The organism is Marinicellulosiphila megalodicopiae (genome assembly GCF_045862395.1).
Classification (GTDB): domain Bacteria; phylum Pseudomonadota; class Gammaproteobacteria; order Pseudomonadales; family Natronospirillaceae; genus Marinicellulosiphila; species Marinicellulosiphila megalodicopiae.
On record NZ_AP023087.1, the window covers coordinates 2402081 to 2418682 of the forward strand.

Annotated in this window: 15 protein-coding genes; 4 read left to right on the plus strand and 11 right to left on the minus strand. The window is 33.1% G+C overall.

Features of this window, described 5'->3' with window-relative positions:
- The first annotated feature begins 258 nt into the window (after positions 1–258).
- The 3 genes from TYM08_RS10210 to TYM08_RS10220 all read left to right on the plus strand — a co-directional run bounded on the left by TYM08_RS10210 (position 259) and on the right by TYM08_RS10220 (position 6337).
- On the plus strand, positions 259–2634 hold the full coding sequence (locus TYM08_RS10210) for a sensor domain-containing protein (protein ID WP_422379043.1): 2376 nt from the start codon (positions 259–261) through the stop codon (positions 2632–2634).
- 27 nt (positions 2635–2661) lie between these two features.
- Complete coding sequence (gene queE, locus TYM08_RS10215; RefSeq protein ID WP_422379044.1) at positions 2662–3312, plus strand: 7-carboxy-7-deazaguanine synthase; 651 nt, start codon at positions 2662–2664, stop codon at positions 3310–3312.
- A gap of 208 nt (positions 3313–3520) precedes the next feature.
- A complete protein-coding gene (locus tag TYM08_RS10220) occupies positions 3521–6337 on the plus strand; it encodes an ATP-binding protein (RefSeq protein WP_422379045.1) in 2817 nt (938 codons plus the stop codon).
- Here TYM08_RS10220 and TYM08_RS10225 read toward each other — a convergent pair whose 3' ends face one another.
- Positions 6338–7039 carry a hypothetical protein gene (locus tag TYM08_RS10225; protein ID WP_422379046.1) on the minus strand — a complete coding sequence of 234 codons (702 nt, stop codon included), beginning with the start codon at positions 7037–7039 and terminating at the stop codon, positions 6338–6340.
- Positions 7032–7448, minus strand: coding sequence for a cellulose binding domain-containing protein (locus TYM08_RS10230; RefSeq protein ID WP_422379047.1), 417 nt, complete (start codon positions 7446–7448; stop codon positions 7032–7034). Before TYM08_RS10230 ends, TYM08_RS10225 begins: the two co-directional genes overlap by 8 nt.
- Before the next feature lie 120 nt (positions 7449–7568).
- Between TYM08_RS10230 and TYM08_RS10235 the strand changes: the two genes are divergently transcribed.
- Complete coding sequence (locus TYM08_RS10235; RefSeq protein ID WP_422379048.1) at positions 7569–8675, plus strand: D-alanine--D-alanine ligase family protein; 1107 nt, start codon at positions 7569–7571, stop codon at positions 8673–8675.
- Here the strand turns inward: TYM08_RS10235 and glpD are convergent.
- From glpD to ubiE, 9 genes are all read right to left on the minus strand, one after another.
- A complete protein-coding gene (gene glpD, locus TYM08_RS10240) occupies positions 8562–11240 on the minus strand; it encodes a glycerol-3-phosphate dehydrogenase (protein ID WP_422379049.1) in 2679 nt (892 codons plus the stop codon). The genes TYM08_RS10235 and glpD overlap by 114 nt on opposite strands.
- 134 nt (positions 11241–11374) lie before the next feature.
- Positions 11375–12226 (minus strand): twin-arginine translocase subunit TatC, encoded by an 852-nt coding sequence (gene tatC / locus TYM08_RS10245; RefSeq protein WP_422379050.1) that lies wholly within the window; start codon positions 12224–12226, stop codon positions 11375–11377.
- Complete coding sequence (gene tatB / locus TYM08_RS10250) at positions 12223–12564, minus strand: Sec-independent protein translocase protein TatB (RefSeq protein ID WP_422379051.1); 342 nt, start codon at positions 12562–12564, stop codon at positions 12223–12225. The genes tatC and tatB overlap by 4 nt, the downstream gene beginning before the upstream one ends.
- A gap of 19 nt (positions 12565–12583) precedes the next feature.
- Positions 12584–12835 carry a Sec-independent protein translocase subunit TatA gene (gene tatA, locus TYM08_RS10255; RefSeq protein WP_422379052.1) on the minus strand — a complete coding sequence of 84 codons (252 nt, stop codon included), beginning with the start codon at positions 12833–12835 and terminating at the stop codon, positions 12584–12586.
- A gap of 23 nt (positions 12836–12858) precedes the next feature.
- Positions 12859–13197 (minus strand): histidine triad nucleotide-binding protein, encoded by a 339-nt coding sequence (locus TYM08_RS10260; protein WP_422379053.1) that lies wholly within the window; start codon positions 13195–13197, stop codon positions 12859–12861.
- Between the two features lie 14 nt (positions 13198–13211).
- Positions 13212–13544 (minus strand): phosphoribosyl-ATP diphosphatase, encoded by a 333-nt coding sequence (locus tag TYM08_RS10265; RefSeq protein ID WP_422379054.1) that lies wholly within the window; start codon positions 13542–13544, stop codon positions 13212–13214.
- A 26-nt stretch (positions 13545–13570) separates the two neighbouring features.
- Positions 13571–15211: a ubiquinone biosynthesis regulatory protein kinase UbiB gene (gene ubiB / locus TYM08_RS10270; protein WP_422379055.1), complete on the minus strand. Its 1641-nt coding sequence runs from the start codon at positions 15209–15211 to the stop codon at positions 13571–13573.
- On the minus strand, positions 15208–15840 hold the full coding sequence (locus TYM08_RS10275; protein WP_422379056.1) for a ubiquinone biosynthesis accessory factor UbiJ: 633 nt from the start codon (positions 15838–15840) through the stop codon (positions 15208–15210). Before TYM08_RS10275 ends, ubiB begins: the two co-directional genes overlap by 4 nt.
- Before the next feature lies 1 nt (position 15841).
- The gene (gene ubiE / locus TYM08_RS10280; RefSeq protein WP_422379057.1) at positions 15842–16591 is read right to left on the minus strand and encodes a bifunctional demethylmenaquinone methyltransferase/2-methoxy-6-polyprenyl-1,4-benzoquinol methylase UbiE; all 750 of its coding nucleotides are present in this window, start codon (positions 16589–16591) and stop codon (positions 15842–15844) included.
- Positions 16592–16602: the final 11 nt, after the last annotated feature.

A 16602-nucleotide genomic window follows, 5' to 3' on the forward strand; every position in this document is an offset into this window, starting at 1 on the left:
TTTAATTTTTAATTGTTTTTGAACTACACTCAATTTAATTGGGGTGTTTTCAAACTTTTAAAGACAATAGATGCTGTTCTTATCATGTTTGAGACACTTCCCCACAAAAAAATAATTGCGATATTTTTGGGTGACTGCTATTTGTATGTCCATTTGTATGTCTACTCACATAATAGTTAGGAGTACGTTATTACTACTTTTATAAACAAACACCAAAGATTAACTGTTCGATTAATTCGATTCGGCATAATTATTACATTGGTTACTACATTTGTATTAGCAAGTATTCAAATTACCTCCGACTATCATGAAAAAGTTGATTACATCGATACACAAATTGATGAAATATTAAATGCAGCACAACAACCCTCAACTCGCGCGGTTCATACACTTGACGGTCAACTTGCTCAAGAAGTAATCGATGGATTAAGTCATTATAAATACATCGTCGAAATGAAAATCGAAGATGAAACACAAAAGCAACTTGCTCGATTTACTAGAAACAAAGCCAGTTATTCGAAATTAGCTGGCCTTTTATTTAAAGGTAATAAAACTTACACAATTGATCTTATTGTGACCAATTCATTTAGAAGTGATGAATATGGAAAATTATCCATTACCATCTCTAGAGCCAGTGCATTTACTGAGTTTGTTAATCAATCAGTATCCGATCAATTATTTGGATTATTTAAAAATTTAATCATCCTTGGCATATTGTTTTACGCATTTCATATATTAGTTTCAAAACCCATTATTGAACTTAGCAAAAAAGTAGATGAGATAAACCCAAATGATCCTGATGCAAATTCAATTTCACTTGAGTTCCATCATGCTGATGATGAAATAATGATTTTAACCAATGCAACCAATCAATTTTTAGATAACACTAATTTATTAATCCAACAACTCAAAGACTCTGAAGCACAGGTTAAAACATCTTTAGATACTGTTCAGGCAATTTTAAATGACCTACCAAGTATGATTTATTTAAAAAATAAAAAAGGTGAAATTTTAATCGTTAATCAACGTTTTTGTCGATTTATTATGCAATCGGCCGAAGATTTAATTGGCACGTCACAAGAAGAGTTTTTAAATACTTATGCAAGTGAATATAAAGAATTATTACAAAATAGCGATTTAAAAGTAATTGACAGCCAAAAAACACAAATGATCAGTGAAATTGAAATGCTAAATGGATACGGTAAAGTTTTTTTCCTAGAAATTCGTAATATCCCGTTTAAATTTAATGAAGAAGATTGTGTATTAACGGTTGCCCAAGACATTACTGAATCTAAAAAAGCAGCTGAGAAAATTCGCCACCTCGCCTATCACGACTCACTCACCAACCTTCCTAATCGCTTATTATTTAGCCACCACTTTGAACAGGCTATGATTCAGTCCAATCAAAATTTAGTCATGGGCGCATTAATCATGATTGGTTTAGATAATTTTAAAAACATAAATGACTCACTTAATCACCAAACAGGTGACAATTTACTCATACAATTTTCAAAACGCATTCAAGCACATTTAGGCGAAAACGATTATTTGTCTCGTTTTGGCGGTGATGAATTTATTATTTGTTCTCCAGATATCGCAAGTGATAAAAATGAAGCTGAAATGAAAGCTATGGAAAAGGCACAATATTTACAAGAACTTCTAAGCCAGCCTTATTTCAATCATGGACAAAAAATATACACCACTTGCAGCGTGGGTGTTGCAATCTTTCCAGGACAAACTCAATTTTCAGAACAGATGATTAAATACGCAAATACCTCAATGCAACACGCTAAAGAACAAGGTAAAGATCGCGTTGTATTATTTGAAAATTTTATGGCTGAAAATGTCATTCAGAGAATTCAACTTGAAGAGTTACTTCGAGATGCGATTACCAAAAATGAATTTTTCCTAGTATTTCAACCCCAAATTGATAGTACTAATAACAGTATAATTGGAGCTGAAACACTGATTCGATGGAACCACCCGAGTAAAGGGCGCGTCTCCCCTGCTCAATTTATCCCTGTACTGGAATCGTCTGGACTAATCATTAAAGTTGGGTATTGGGTTTTTGAACAATCCTGCATTTTATTAAGCCAATGGCTAAAACAAGGAACATGGTCAGACACACAACTTATCGGAATCAATGTCAGTCCTCAACAATTTAATGATCCAAATTTTGTTGAAACAATCATAGAAATTTTGCAACAAACCGGTGCTCCTGCACGCTGTATTGATATTGAAATTACCGAAGGTTTATTAATTGACAATATCGAAGATGTCATTACAAAAATGATTCAACTTAAATCTCTAGGTATCCGATTTTCAATTGATGATTTTGGCACAGGATACTCATCACTCTCTTATCTTAAAAAACTACCCGTTGATGTATTAAAAATTGATCAATCTTTTATTCGCGACATCCCAAATGATGAACAATCCATAGCAATTGTAGAAACGATTGTTTCAATTGCTCAACATTTAAAATTAAAGTGCATTGCAGAAGGCGTTGAAACTAAAGAGCAGTTAGATTTTCTAACTTCAATCAATTGTAATCGAATTCAAGGGTATTTTTTCTCCAAACCTTTAGAGGTGGATGATTTTATTAAGTTTATAAATGATAAAAAATCCGTATAATCGCGCTTTTTTAAATAATGAATAATTATGTATATTTTAAAAGAAGCCTTTTACTCATTACAAGGTGAAGGCGCCCAAACTGGTCGGCCAGCTATTTTTTGCCGCTTTTCTGGATGCAACCTTTGGAATGGTAAAGAGTCCTCCAGAAACAATGCAATTTGCAACTTTTGCGATACCGACATCATAGGCAGCGATGGCATTAATGGTGGTAAATTTAAAAACGATGCTCAGCTAGTTTCACATATTTTAAATTTATGGCCAGATTCTGACACCCCTGCCTATATCATATTCACAGGTGGAGAACCCGCTCTTCAAATCACCCAGTCTCTTATTGATTTATTTAAATCTAAAAATTGCATATTAGCAATTGAAACAAATGGCACGATTCCCTTACCTCAAAATATTGATTGGGTTTGTGTTAGCCCAAAGGGTAAAAGTGAAGTGATATTATCAAATTGCAACGAATTAAAATTGGTTTACCCTCAAGTAGATGCGCTACCAGCAAGATTTGAAACTATTAAAGCAGATTATTATTTCATATCACCTAAAAACCCTCTGGGAACCAACTCTATAATTAGCAATGAAAACAGCAGCTTAACTCAATGTTTACAATACTGTTTAGACAATCCAAAATGGAGATTAAGCCTGCAAACTCATAAGATATTAAATATTGATTAGAAACTGAAAAATATAAAAATCCTCACCTATACTGAATAATGAATACCACAAAAAGTTAAAAACAATTTACTTTTTCATTTATTTATATAGGTATATTTTGATTACTTTTTATTTAAAAAACCCTAAATCATTATTAATTTGGCTTAGCCTATCGTTGTTTGGATGTTTTTTTGGATTACAGATCCAGCAATTTTATATTGAAAAAAACATGCAACAAAATCGATTAAACGCATTTCAATATTCAGTCGAATTAAAGTCCGATATCGAACAAGCCATCAACACAAATATACAAATAGTACTGGGATTGCGAAGTGTCATTCAAGTCAATCCAGATATCGATCAAAAATTATTTGAACAATATGTACAAGGCTTATTCAATGAAAATAATCAATTACGAAATATAGCAGCCGCTCCTGATATGGTTATTCAAATGGTGTATCCATTTGAATCTAACAAAAACATTATTGGATTAGATTACAATTTAAATAAAGATCAGAAATTTGCCGCTGAACAAGCAAAAATATTAAAGCAATTAGTTCTAGCCGGTCCAGTCAATTTAGCTCAAGGTGGCCAAGGGTTTATTGGGCGCATTCCTGTTTTTCTTTCCGATGAAAAACAAAGTTTCTGGGGATTAATATCCACCGTAATTGATACTCAAAACCTTTATGATATTGCAAATATTTCGAATTCACATCACTATAATATTTCCTTAAAAGGCCGAGATGCAACAGGAAGTAAAGGTGATTTATTTTATGGATCGATTGAAACTTTTAACAATGATCCAATTTTATTAGACATAAATTTACCCAATGGATCATGGCAATTGGCAGTAACACCAAAGTCAGGCTGGCAATCATTAAGTAGTCAAATCAAACAATTAACCATTTTAATTTACACCTTAATCACAATATGGACTTTATGTATTTTTATATTTATTCGATACTTTCAAAATCATAAAATAACCGAGCAGCGATTTAATCGGCTTTTTACTCACTCTCCTATCGGTATTGGTATTATTGATGGAAAAAGCAACAAAATCATAGAAGCAAACCAAACACTACTTGAACAAATCGAATTTAACCTAGAAGAATTACAAGATTTATGTTTTTTCGATTTAACCGGCACTAAAGATAAAATAAACGAAACCAATTTAATTAATGAACTTTTTGAAAATTCAAGCAATCAACATTACCAAAAATTGATACAAAAGAAAGATGGCACTTTATTTCCTGTATTAGCAAATATATTTTTATTAGACAACCAAAGCGCCACGCCATTAATTTGTACTTTCATCCAAGATATCAGTAAAGAAAAAAGCAGCGAAATCATAATCAAACAAACTAATGAAAATTTATTAAGTCAAATGAATATATTAAAAGCAATCAGTACCCTTCAATCATTTGCTCTTAATAATTTCACCTCAAAATTAAATACAGATTCTATTATTAATTTATTTATTGATATATCTAAAAGCGATCTTTGTATTTTAAGTTTGTTAAATAATTCCGATTCACACAATTTGGATGAGATCACACAGAGTTACTCTTATATAGAAAACCACAAAACTTTTTTACTTAAACCCGAAATAAAAGAATTAATTGAAGATGTATGTAATTTGAAATGCCATCAAACCTTACAATTATCTGACACCTTCAGCTTAACAAATAAGATCGAACATATATTAATTGTACCAATTATCGAAAACACTAATTTAATTTCATTATTAATATTAGGGCGAAATAAAAAAGCATTTGAAACTGAGGTCATCCAAAAAATGGGGCCGTTATTCTCTAGTTTCGCCCAAGTTCTACAAAGTCATCAATATAACTTATTAAACTACAAAGCTCAAAAAGACATTATTCAAGCAAAAGAGTTAGCAGAACAATCATCTAATGCAAAAAGTGAATTTTTAGCTGTTATGAGTCATGAAATTCGTACCCCCATAAACGGCATTATGGGTATGTTAAATCTTTTAATCAAAACACCATTAAATTCTGAGCAATCACATAAGGTTGAAGTAGCGCTTTCAAGTTCTCAAACTTTGTTAACGGTAATAAATGATATTTTGGATTTTTCAAAAATAGAAGCGAATAAAATTGAAATTGAAAACAGATCATTTGATTTAAAAGTTGTCATTGAGCAATCCAAGCTTTGGTTCACACCAATTGCGCTTGAAAAAGGCATCGATTTACAATTCAATATAGATAACTTAAAAATTAATAACGTCATTGGAGATGCCAATAGAATTAAGCAAATCATTAATAACCTAATCAATAACGCTTTAAAATTCACACATATCGGTTCAGTTATTATAAAAGTTGATAGTAAACAAGTTGAAAATTTAGTTAAATTTCATATGAGTATTCAAGATTCAGGAATAGGTTTAAAAAAAGAAGCGATCGCGCAATTATTCAATCCTTTTGTGCAAGCTGATGCCAGTACAACTCGTAATTTTGGTGGCACAGGATTAGGATTAGCAATTTGCAAAAAATTATGTTTATTAATGAATGGCGATATTTGGGTCACAAGTAAATTTGAAAGAGGCAGTTGTTTTCAATTCTATGTAAAATTAGAGCAAGATTCTGCAAGCAGTAAACAAGTTGAAATTTCTACTGAATTTAATTTCCATGACTACCAGGACAATATCAAAATACTTCTTGTTGAAGACAATTTAGTCAATCAGGAAGTAATCAGCATGACATTACAAGAAATGGGCTTAAAGTCTTATATTGTTTCAAATGGACAACAAGCTATTGAGCATTTAAAAACCAACAAACAATACAATCTTATTTTTATGGATTGTCAAATGCCAATTAAAGATGGATTTCAAACCACCATAGAAATAAGAAATGGTTTAGCAGGAAGTCAATATAAACACATTAAAATTATTGCCTTAACTGCAAATGCAATGAAAGGCGATAAACAAAGGTGTATCACAGCAGGAATGGATGATTATTTAACCAAACCAATAGACGAACATGAAATAAGAAGAATTCTCATAGAGTTTGTGGACACTGAATTATAATTAGTTCTTAAAAAACTTTTTTTCAAACACATCCTTAAACCATTGCTTTTCAATTTGATAACGATACGCAACCACTATATTATGCTGTTGATAAAAAAAATGATTGTCTGATATTTGAGGTGCATAATTTTGCAAAACAACAGAATGATTTTTATAATTCGCTTCAAAATAAATTCCCATAGCCGTCCCAAAACCTGTGTTATCAATTGAAACCATTTCACCTGTTAACGTATGATTTGTTTTAGTAATTTTTGTATCACCATCTAAACTTACCCAGCCTAATCCAGCGCCTAACCCTAATTTATAAGTCCAATTATCAACGACCTTTTTATTAAAATGATAATAACCCACAGGTACAGCATAGATTGAAATACCTTTAATTTGAGTGCCTAGATCCTCAGATTGTTCATCAATAGTTTGTTTATCCATGGTATACCAACCTCCTTTCACCTGAACGTGATAACCCCAGTTGTCATCTTCCCAAATGTATTTGGCATTGGATGAAATCACGACACTAGGTACGATCGTTAATCCTTTTGACATTTTAGCTAACTCTGCATTTTTAGAATTTTTTTCAATGACAGATAATGATTTAAATCCTACTTCTGTACCAAAAGAAATGTTTGGCATTTTATCCCAATTAATTGCAAAGCTGTTTGAACTTAATAAAGTACAAAGTAACAATAATATATATCTATTCATTGATTTTACCTTTTTGTGCAATAAACTCTAGATTTGGCATAATAAATTTATCTTTGGATATCAAAGCAAATTCAATTGACTGATTTTCATTGATTTTTTCATTCCAATCTAAATTTTTAGCAATATATACATCCGTATCGCTCTGCTTTTGAGTGGAATTAACTAATGAATTCCATGCATTGGTTAAAGTATTATTTTTTATTTTCCAAGATATATGCCATTCATAAATAGACTGTGCATTTTTATTGGTTAATTGAGCAACGTCAGTAAATTCCGTACGCCATAATTCCGTAGCGATATATTTAGATGTAAATGCAGGATTATTAAAAGGTTTAACATCAATACTCTCAGCTTTTGCTGTCGATAATGAAAGGATTAATATCATTGTATACATTTTAAAAAATCTCATAATTTTTATCCTATGCTTAATTAGAACAATTAAAATTTGAAATTAATCAAACTACTAATTTTGTTGCGATGTTTAATCAGGCAAGTACAATAAGCCCTTTATCACTATTAACTTAATCCCATGAAAACAACTTCAGTTGCCATTATTTGCGGCGGACCAAGTGCTGAACATGAAGTATCTTTACGCTCAGCTTTAAATATTGCCAAGGCAATAGACGCTTCATTATTCACAATTATCATTATTGCCATTAATAAAACAGGACAATGGTTTCACGTTGAAAACATCAATCAACTCGAAATTTGTGCACAAAAAGGCGAAATTGGAACTGATTTTAATCAGGTAAGCATGTTACCACAAGGTCCGGGTTCACCCTTGCTAAATTTAGTCACACAGCACCCCTTAACAATTGATGTTTTTTTCCCTATTTTACACGGACCATTTGGAGAAGATGGTGCCATTCAAGGTTTAGCTAAATTTTGTCATATACCCTGTGTTGGCCCTGGTATATTAGGATCAAGCATTGGTATGGATAAAGACGTGTTTAAAATGATATTAAGACAAAACAATATTCCTGTCAGCCCATCTATCACTGTCCACAAGCATAATTTGATTAATTTTGATGTATCTGAAATCAAACATTTAGGATTACCAGTTTATGTCAAACCTTGTAATATGGGGTCTTCAGTTGGGGTATCTAAAGTAAAAACGATTGATGAATTAAATGCTGCTCTAGTCAATGCGTTTCAATACGACCAAAAAGTCCTTATTGAGCAACAAGTGATAGGACGCGAATTAGAAATTGCTATTTTAGGTAATAATGACATACAAACTTCCACAATTGGTGAAGTGTTACCTCAAACTGACTTTTACTCTTATGAGTCTAAATACTTAGATCAAACTAGCCAAACTCAAATTCCAGCTAAGCTGAATGAAAAACAAATCGCCCTTATTAAAGAAATTGCAGTGCGAACATACCAGTCTTGCCAATTATCCGGTTTAACTCGAGTGGATGTATTTTTGACAGATGATGATCAGATTATTGTAAATGAAGTAAATACATTACCTGGTTTCACCAATATCTCTATGTACCCTCAATTATGGGAACATGCTGGTTTAAGCCCTAGGAATTTGATGTCCAAATTGATTGAATTGGCTTTTGAGCAATTCACTGCTACTCAAGTCAGCACTGACTGCATGAATCTTACCACTAACATCTCTAAAACCTAATTGATCGTATTCACTTAAACGCAATTGAATGTACTTATTTAATTGCGTTTGTTCAATACTACTAAGTTGCCAATTAAATCGAGTTCTTCTTTTTAACAAATCCTCTACGCTAAAAACCCATTCTTGATTAATTAAATAATCTATCTCAGTTTGATAAACTCCTTTTGCAAATTTATGCCCAAGTGATTCTTCATTGCCATTATTAAACCAATTTAAACAACTTCGGCCATAAGCTCTAATTAATCGTGTGACACTTTTTTTATCAAGATAAGGTGCAAAGTAATGCAATCGTTTTTCTAATGTGACGACACTTAAATTCGACCCTATTAATCCATTTAATTTAATGGGAGTCTTTGAATTTAAAAAAGGAATTAATTGGTGATAAACCTGTTTAGCCAACAAACGGAACGTCGTGATTTTTCCACCTAACAAATTCACTAAAATGGGTTTTTTATTTAATTCATCACTATCAACTGTTACTTTAAATTCTCGTGATAACGCTTTATCTGATTTTTTGTGATCCTCAACTAACGGTCTAATGCCAGCATAATCATTTAAAATATCACTTGGACGAATATTTTTTTTAACAAATTGATTTACCACATTTAATAAATAATCTTTTTCTATTTTTGACATTTTAATTGGATCATCAATAGTTTGCTCAACCTCAGTCGTACCAATGATTGAAAAAGTTTGATAGGGCAAAACAAATACGATTCTTCCATCTTGCTCATTGGGTAATAAAAAAGCATCATTAGAAATTTTATTGACAACGATATGCGAGCCTCTAACTAACCTTAAAGTTTGAGGACCTTTAGGGTAAATTTCTTGAAAAAATTGATCATGAACTTTATTAGCCCATGGCCCACATGCATTGATCATTACTTTTGAAAATGTTTGATAGCTACACTGAGTTAATTTATCTTGAATAAGACAACTCCATTCACCTGGAGAAACAGAATGATTTGAATCTATGGTTTTCACCGACATTTGAGGACGAATATCTACACCCATTTGACGGCATGACTTTGCTAATTCAATGACCAATCTTGCATCATCACATTGGCAATCGTAGTATCGCATTGCCTTTTTAAAGTGCTCTGCAAATCCATGCCATTTTGTTAATTTAACCTGTTTTGATGACCGAATAGTTTTTTTAAAATACAAATGATCATAAATCCACAACCCTAATTTAAATAATAAAAATGTTTTTCGACGTGTTTTAGGGATTAAAAATGATAAGGGACGTACTAAGTATGGAGCTAACAACATCAATTCTTCGCGTTCTTTTAAAGCATTTCTGACTAACGAAAATTCTTTTTGCTGCAAATACCTCAAACCACCATGTATTAATTTGCTTGAATTTGAGGAAGTTTTTCCAGCTAAGTCATCTTGTTCAATTAATAATATTTTTTGTCCTTGCTGAGCCAATTCCCATGCGGTTGCTATTCCATTTATTCCACCACCCAAAATAATGACATCATATTTAGTATCGATACCTCTAATCAGTGATTCATTTTTGGGTTTTGGGTCCTCCAGTAACTTGGATTGCTCTTGCTTTATTTTCATAATGGGTTTTAAAAAATCAGCAATCATTTGTATAACAATTGAATTATTTTCTTTTGCAACAATATCTCCGGCAATGACATGTTGAGATTTTTTGTATTGACCAATTCTCCACAATTCCACTTTTTTAATATCACTGCCGAATTTTTTAAAAAACTTAGAGGTAATATCGGAATTAACAACAGGGTCAAATTCATTATAAATAAATAAAGTGGGAGTTTTAATGGATTGCAGATTGGATTTTTTAACCCAATCTATCAGTACCTGTAAAGGATAAACGGATTTAATTGAATAACGTGAAGTCCAATATTTAGCATGCATTGCATTTTTGGGGTGGGTAATTTGATGAGTGGGAGCAAACCAGCTCATCCAGTATTTAGCCCAGGGCAAAGTCAAAAGACCAACGGCTTTATGTTTAACTTCAAAATTTGGAGAAATGAAAATTAAACTATGGATTTGGCAAGGCAGCGTTTTTAACAGATTTTGCTGCTGAATTAACCAAGTAATTAAAGTCGCGCCTGTTGAGTTCCCAATTAATATCACCTGTTCACCTAAGCAAGCAGCAATATTGATCGTTTCCCACATTTGCTCAAGCCAATCTTCCGCCCTGCTCTCTTTTAAAAATTTTGAATGCCGTCCATGCCCATGCAAACGCGGTAATAATAAATTAGCTCCCATAGATTTTGCTACATCTTGTGGGACCGGTGATATTTCTTGATGTGTGGCGGAAAATCCATGCACAAAAACAACCACAAAAGGTTGTTTTGTTTCACCATCTAGCCATTTTATTTTGGATTGAGAATCATCAACAATATCGGTGAATTTACTTTCTTTTCGTAAAAGGTAATTTTGAGCTTGCGTGGCAGACAGTTTGTGTAACTCTGAAAATGGGCCATCTAATAAAGCCTGAGTAAATTGTGTGTTATTTACTTTAAAACGCTCTTTTGGGCCAAAAATCCAAAGTAACGAAACACTACCAATTAATAACAACCAAAGCATATATTTACCAATTTAATTAAGAATGAATACTGCTTTAAGTTTAGCGTTAATTAAAACTAACGCTCATGATTATCAAATTTTACGCAAAAAAAATGGCTTGCTGTGACACAAACCATGTTCTATAAAACTCGATATTATAAAATCGAGTTTTCTTTTTCTTTTTCTTCTGAGTCATCTTCATCATCGGATTCATCAGTGATTGGAGGTTTCATCCTCGCGGCAACAAACAAGCCTAATTCAAACAATAAAATCATTGGAACCGCTAAAATAGTTTGTGAAATCATATCCGGTGGCGTTAATACCATTGCAACAAAAAAGCAGCCAATAATGATATAACGACGTTTTGTCTTTAATGTTTCGACTTTTACTAAACCAGCTTTAACTAATAAGACTATAGCTACTGGTATTTCAAATGCGACCCCAAAAACCAAATACATTTTAATGGTGACATCAATTAAATTACGAATTTCAAAATTATTTGCCGTGTCTACTAACTCTAAGTTACCTACGAAGGCATAAACGATAGGAGTAATGACAAATTTAGTGAATGCCACCCCGCTGTAAAACAAAAACACACTAGAGACAAACAACGGCAACGCAAAGTTTTTTTCTTTACTATACAAAGCAGGTGCTATAAACCCCCAAATTTGATGCAAAATAAAAGGAAACCCTATTAATACTGCAGCATATAAAGCAAGCTTAAATGGTACAAAAATTCCATCTAATAAGCCTGTAATAATGATTTCACCTTTGCCATTTTCAGCTAAAATCGTTCTTAGATCGATGGTGACAATATCAAAGATATACTCGTGCATGGTAAAGGTAGCAACACATATAACCGCTAAAAATATCACAATCTTAACTAATCGATCACGCAACTCTTTAAGATGATCGAATATACTCATACCATCTGCAGATTCAGTATTTTGATTAGAAGACTGAGGGTCATTAACACCTAAAGTGTCATCTTGATTGGATTCACTCATGAACTTACCTGATCATTATTGGGCTTCTGTTCACTATGATCAGCAATTTTAACTGGATCATCATGGGCAACAGGCTCACTTTGTTCTTTTTCAGCAATTTTCGCTTTTTGTTCTTCAATGAATTTTTGGGTTTCATCTAATTGTGCCATCACTTTTCGATTCAGTTCTTCAAGGCGAATTTCCTGATCGATTTGACGTTGCATATTATTAAAAAAGCGCTTTAATTTACCTATATTTTTACCTAATTCCCTTGCGGCAACAGGTAAACGTTCAGGGCCCAATACGAGTAACGCAATCGTAAAGACCACAAACATTTCAATAAAACTCATGTTAAACATAATGAAACTCTAAAATGAATTAAGATTTAGTTTCGTCTTTGCTTTTCGCTTGCGTTTCAGAGAATTCAGCGTCTGCTTTTTGCTCTAAATTTGCGGTTTCAGCAGATTCTGTTGTTTCTTCTGGTTTGGTCTCTTCGTCATTCATTGCTTTTTTAAAGCCTTTGACAGCTCCACCAAAATCTTTACCCATTCCTTTTAATTTAGAAGTACCAAAAATTAAAACCACAATAACTAACACAATAATCAACTGTACTGGTGATATATTACCCATAAAACCCTCTCTACTTTTTAAGTTTAATTGTTTGAAATATGACGAACATCGCCGATTAAATGAAAATGAATGTGATCCACTTCTTGACCACCACCTGGCCCCGTATTTAATACCGTACGAAAGCCTTCTTGTAAACCATTATCTTTTGCTAAATTTGGTAACGTTAATAACATTTGCTGCAATAATACGCCATCCTGCTCTGTAACATGCTCCAATGACTGTACATGTTGTTTTGGGATTAATAACAAATGCACTGGTGCCTGGGGACGAATGTCTTTAAATGCCAACATTGCCTCGTTTTCAAATACAATATCAGCGGGGATTTCTTTTTTTACGATTTTACAAAAAATACAATCAGACATGTTTAAAACCTTTATTATTTTTGTGTGCGCGACGCTTTTTCATCATGACCTGACACCCCTTCACGACGAGCTAATTCATTGAGTATTTCTTCGGGTTTAATGTCTAAATGCGACAGCATAATTAAGCAATGAAACCACAAATCTGCAGTTTCATATATCACATCGTCTTTATTGCCTGAAATCACAGCATCTTTAGCTGCTAGGACAGCTTCAAAAGACTCTTCACCCACTTTTTCTAATATTTTATTCAAACCTTTGTGATGCAATGAAGCTACATAAGAGCTTTTTGCATCAGCATTTTTACGTTGATCAATGATTTGACCTAGGTGTTGGAGTATATCGCTCATTACTTACCCTATTAAATTGTCTTTTGTCATTTTTTGAAAATTGTTGTCAACCACATCACTGCCGCACCAGAAAAGCTGATATTTGCCAGTAATTTTGATGATAACATTTGAATTTGGATAAATTGTTCATGGAACAAAATACCGATAACAACCAGTCCAACTGTAATAATTACTCGCTTATTTCGCTTTAATCTAAACTGATTTTCTTCATTAATTTTTATAATTGATTGATGCACATCACTTGGAGAGTGTTTAATTTGATTTTCCAACACTTTGTACAACATATCAGGTATATGAGGTGCTTTTTCCAACCAAGAAGGTCCATTTTGTTTAATTTCATGAAACAGTCGTTTTGGTCCGACTTGCTGCTTAATCCAATTGGCAATAAATGGCTTTGCCGTTTGCCATAAATCTAATTCAGGATACAACTGACGACCAAGCCCTTCTGTATTTAATAATGTTTTTTGAAGTAAGACTAATTGAGGTTGTACCTGCATATCAAAACGGCGAGCAGTTTGAAACAATCTAATCAAAACTTGACCAAATGAAATTTCAGCCAATGGCTTTTCAAAAATCGGCTCTAGCACTGTACGAATCGCGGATTCAAATTCATGAACCTTTGTTTCTTTAGGCACCCATCCAGAATCCACATGTAATTGAGCCACTTTTCTATAATCACGATTAAAAAAAGCATACAGGTTTTGGGCTAAATAATTAAGATCCTCGGGTGATAACGACCCGATGATGCCAAAATCAATTCCAATGTATTGAGGGTTCTCAGGATGTTGTTTACTGACAAAAATATTTCCAGGATGCATATCGGCATGAAAAAAAGAATCTCGAAACACTTGAGTGAAAAATATTTCAACACCACGTTCGGCAAGTAATTTCATATCAATACCACAGGCTTTTAATGCTTTAATATCTCCAACAGCATAACCTTCGATTTTTTCCATGACCATTATATTTGTTCGACAGTAATCCCAATAAATTTCTGGAATATAAAGCAACTCTGAATCTTTAAAATTTCTGCGTAACGTTGCGCAATTTGCCGCTTCACGCATCAAATCTAACTCATCAAACACCGTCTGTTTATAATCTTCAACCACCTCTAAAGGTCTTAATCGCTTACCATCAGGTAGTTTATCAATCCATGCAGCGATGGTTTTGAGCATAACCATATCCTTATGGATGGTATGCTCGATATTTGGGCGAATAACTTTAACGACTACTTCTTCTCCCGATAGCAACTTCGCCTCATGCACCTGTGCGATTGAAGCACTGGCTAACGGATTGGCATTGAATTCACTGAATGCATCTAGAACGGATTCTCCTAATGCTTTTTCAATGATTGATACAGCTAAAGCTGATTCAAATGGCGGGACTTGATCTTGAAGCTTTGCTAATTCTAGTGCGATATCATCGGGTAATAAATCACGACGAGTAGAGAGAATTTGACCAAATTTAATAAAAACAGGCCCAAGGGATTCAAGGGCGAGTCGAAACCTTACGGCTCTGTTTTTTTTAGCACGAATCATATAACGCCAAGGCATTAAATAGATTAAAGGACGAATTCTGCGAGGTAATAATTGGACAGGAATTAATGTGTCTAAACGATATCTTGCAATGACATGCAAAATTTTAAGCATACGAAATAACGCTTTCACTTAACGCTTCCTTGTTGATTTGCCCGCAAGTGGAATTTTGCCTGTAAACGTTCGACTCGCATTTGTATGGTTCTAACTTCCTGAGCAAATGCGTCTAATTCATATGGCGCAACCGTCAAACCGGATTCATTTTGAATATAATTTGCAACGGTATCTTTGGCAGATTTAGATTGTTCATTTATAAAATCCAGACATGTTTTAGCAATATTATTAATAACAACGGCAGATTCATCACCTAATTTTTTGGCTAAAATTGCTTCAAAATCAATATAAAAGACAGTCATAAATTTTTGTAATGCCATCAAAGTTTGTGTATTACCACTTATATTGAAATGAGAAGTCATCATCACCTGCTGCTTATCTTCCGCTCTTGCTAACTGCAAAAAACTTTTAGCATCAGCATGGATTGAGACATCAATATTCAGTTGTTCACTTTTTTCAAGAAATTCAATGCTGTGATGGTGAAACTTAACAATAAACCTCGTTGGCAATTCCTGTATATGGATTTCAACAATTTTATTAGTTAACTCTTCTAAAGATTTATGACATTCAGGTACTTGTTCTACAGCAATATCAAATGCTTTAGAAAATTGATTAAGAATCACTAAGTACATCAAAGACGATTGCATATCAACACTTATAGCCTTTATGTAAGGCGACAATACCACTTGTCATATTATGATAAGTACAACGCTCAAACCCTGCATTTTGCATCATTGCTTTTAAGGTTTCTTGATCTGGATGCATACGAATAGATTCTGCTAAGTACTGGTAACTTTCAGAGTCATTAGCAATTAATTTACCCATTTTTGGCAAAATACTAAATGAATAAGTGTCGTATATTTTTGATAATACTGGGTTATTTGTTTTTGAAAATTCTAAAACCAAAAGGCGACCGCCTGGTTTTAACACTCGCAACATAGACTCTAACGCCATATCTTTATCTGTCACGTTTCTTAAACCAAAGGCAATGGTGATTAAATCGAATGTATTGTCTTCAAATGGTAAATATTGCGCGTTTGCTTGCACAAATTCCATATTATTAATTACACCACGGTCGGTTAATTTATCACGCCCAACTTTAAGCATTGAATCATTAATATCAGCAAGTACCACTTTACCCGTTGGCCCTACTTTTTTAGAAAATTGATATGCTAAATCTCCAGTACCACCGGCAATATCTAAAACCGTTTGCCCTGGACGCACACCACTTAATTCAATGGTAAAACGCTTCCATAAACGATGTACGCCAAAACTCATTACATCGTTCATTATGTCGTATTTGGCTGCGACAGAATGAAATACTTCTGCCACTTTGCCTTGTTTTTCTTCTACATCAACGCTTTTAAAACCAAAATGCGTTTTGTTTTCTTCATTCATAGGAACTACTT

Excerpts from the sequence above, each read along its gene's own strand:
- queE (WP_422379044.1), top strand. The coding sequence starts at position 2,662 with ATGTATATTTTAAAAGAAGCCTTTTACTCATTACAAGGTGAAGGCGCC.
- TYM08_RS10220 (WP_422379045.1), top strand. The coding sequence starts at position 3,521 with ATGCAACAAAATCGATTAAACGCATTTCAATATTCAGTCGAATTAAAG.
- TYM08_RS10225 (WP_422379046.1), bottom strand. The coding sequence starts at position 7,039 with ATGAATAGATATATATTATTGTTACTTTGTACTTTATTAAGTTCAAAC.
- TYM08_RS10230 (WP_422379047.1), bottom strand. The coding sequence starts at position 7,448 with ATGAGATTTTTTAAAATGTATACAATGATATTAATCCTTTCATTATCG.
- TYM08_RS10235 (WP_422379048.1), top strand. The coding sequence starts at position 7,569 with ATGAAAACAACTTCAGTTGCCATTATTTGCGGCGGACCAAGTGCTGAA.
- glpD (WP_422379049.1), bottom strand. The coding sequence starts at position 11,240 with ATGCTTTGGTTGTTATTAATTGGTAGTGTTTCGTTACTTTGGATTTTT.
- tatC (WP_422379050.1), bottom strand. The coding sequence starts at position 12,226 with ATGAGTGAATCCAATCAAGATGACACTTTAGGTGTTAATGACCCTCAG.
- tatB (WP_422379051.1), bottom strand. The coding sequence starts at position 12,564 with ATGTTTAACATGAGTTTTATTGAAATGTTTGTGGTCTTTACGATTGCG.
- tatA (WP_422379052.1), bottom strand. The coding sequence starts at position 12,835 with ATGGGTAATATATCACCAGTACAGTTGATTATTGTGTTAGTTATTGTG.
- TYM08_RS10260 (WP_422379053.1), bottom strand. The coding sequence starts at position 13,197 with ATGTCTGATTGTATTTTTTGTAAAATCGTAAAAAAAGAAATCCCCGCT.
- TYM08_RS10265 (WP_422379054.1), bottom strand. The coding sequence starts at position 13,544 with ATGAGCGATATACTCCAACACCTAGGTCAAATCATTGATCAACGTAAA.
- TYM08_RS10275 (WP_422379056.1), bottom strand. The coding sequence starts at position 15,840 with ATGCAATCGTCTTTGATGTACTTAGTGATTCTTAATCAATTTTCTAAA.
- ubiE (WP_422379057.1), bottom strand. The coding sequence starts at position 16,591 with ATGAATGAAGAAAACAAAACGCATTTTGGTTTTAAAAGCGTTGATGTA.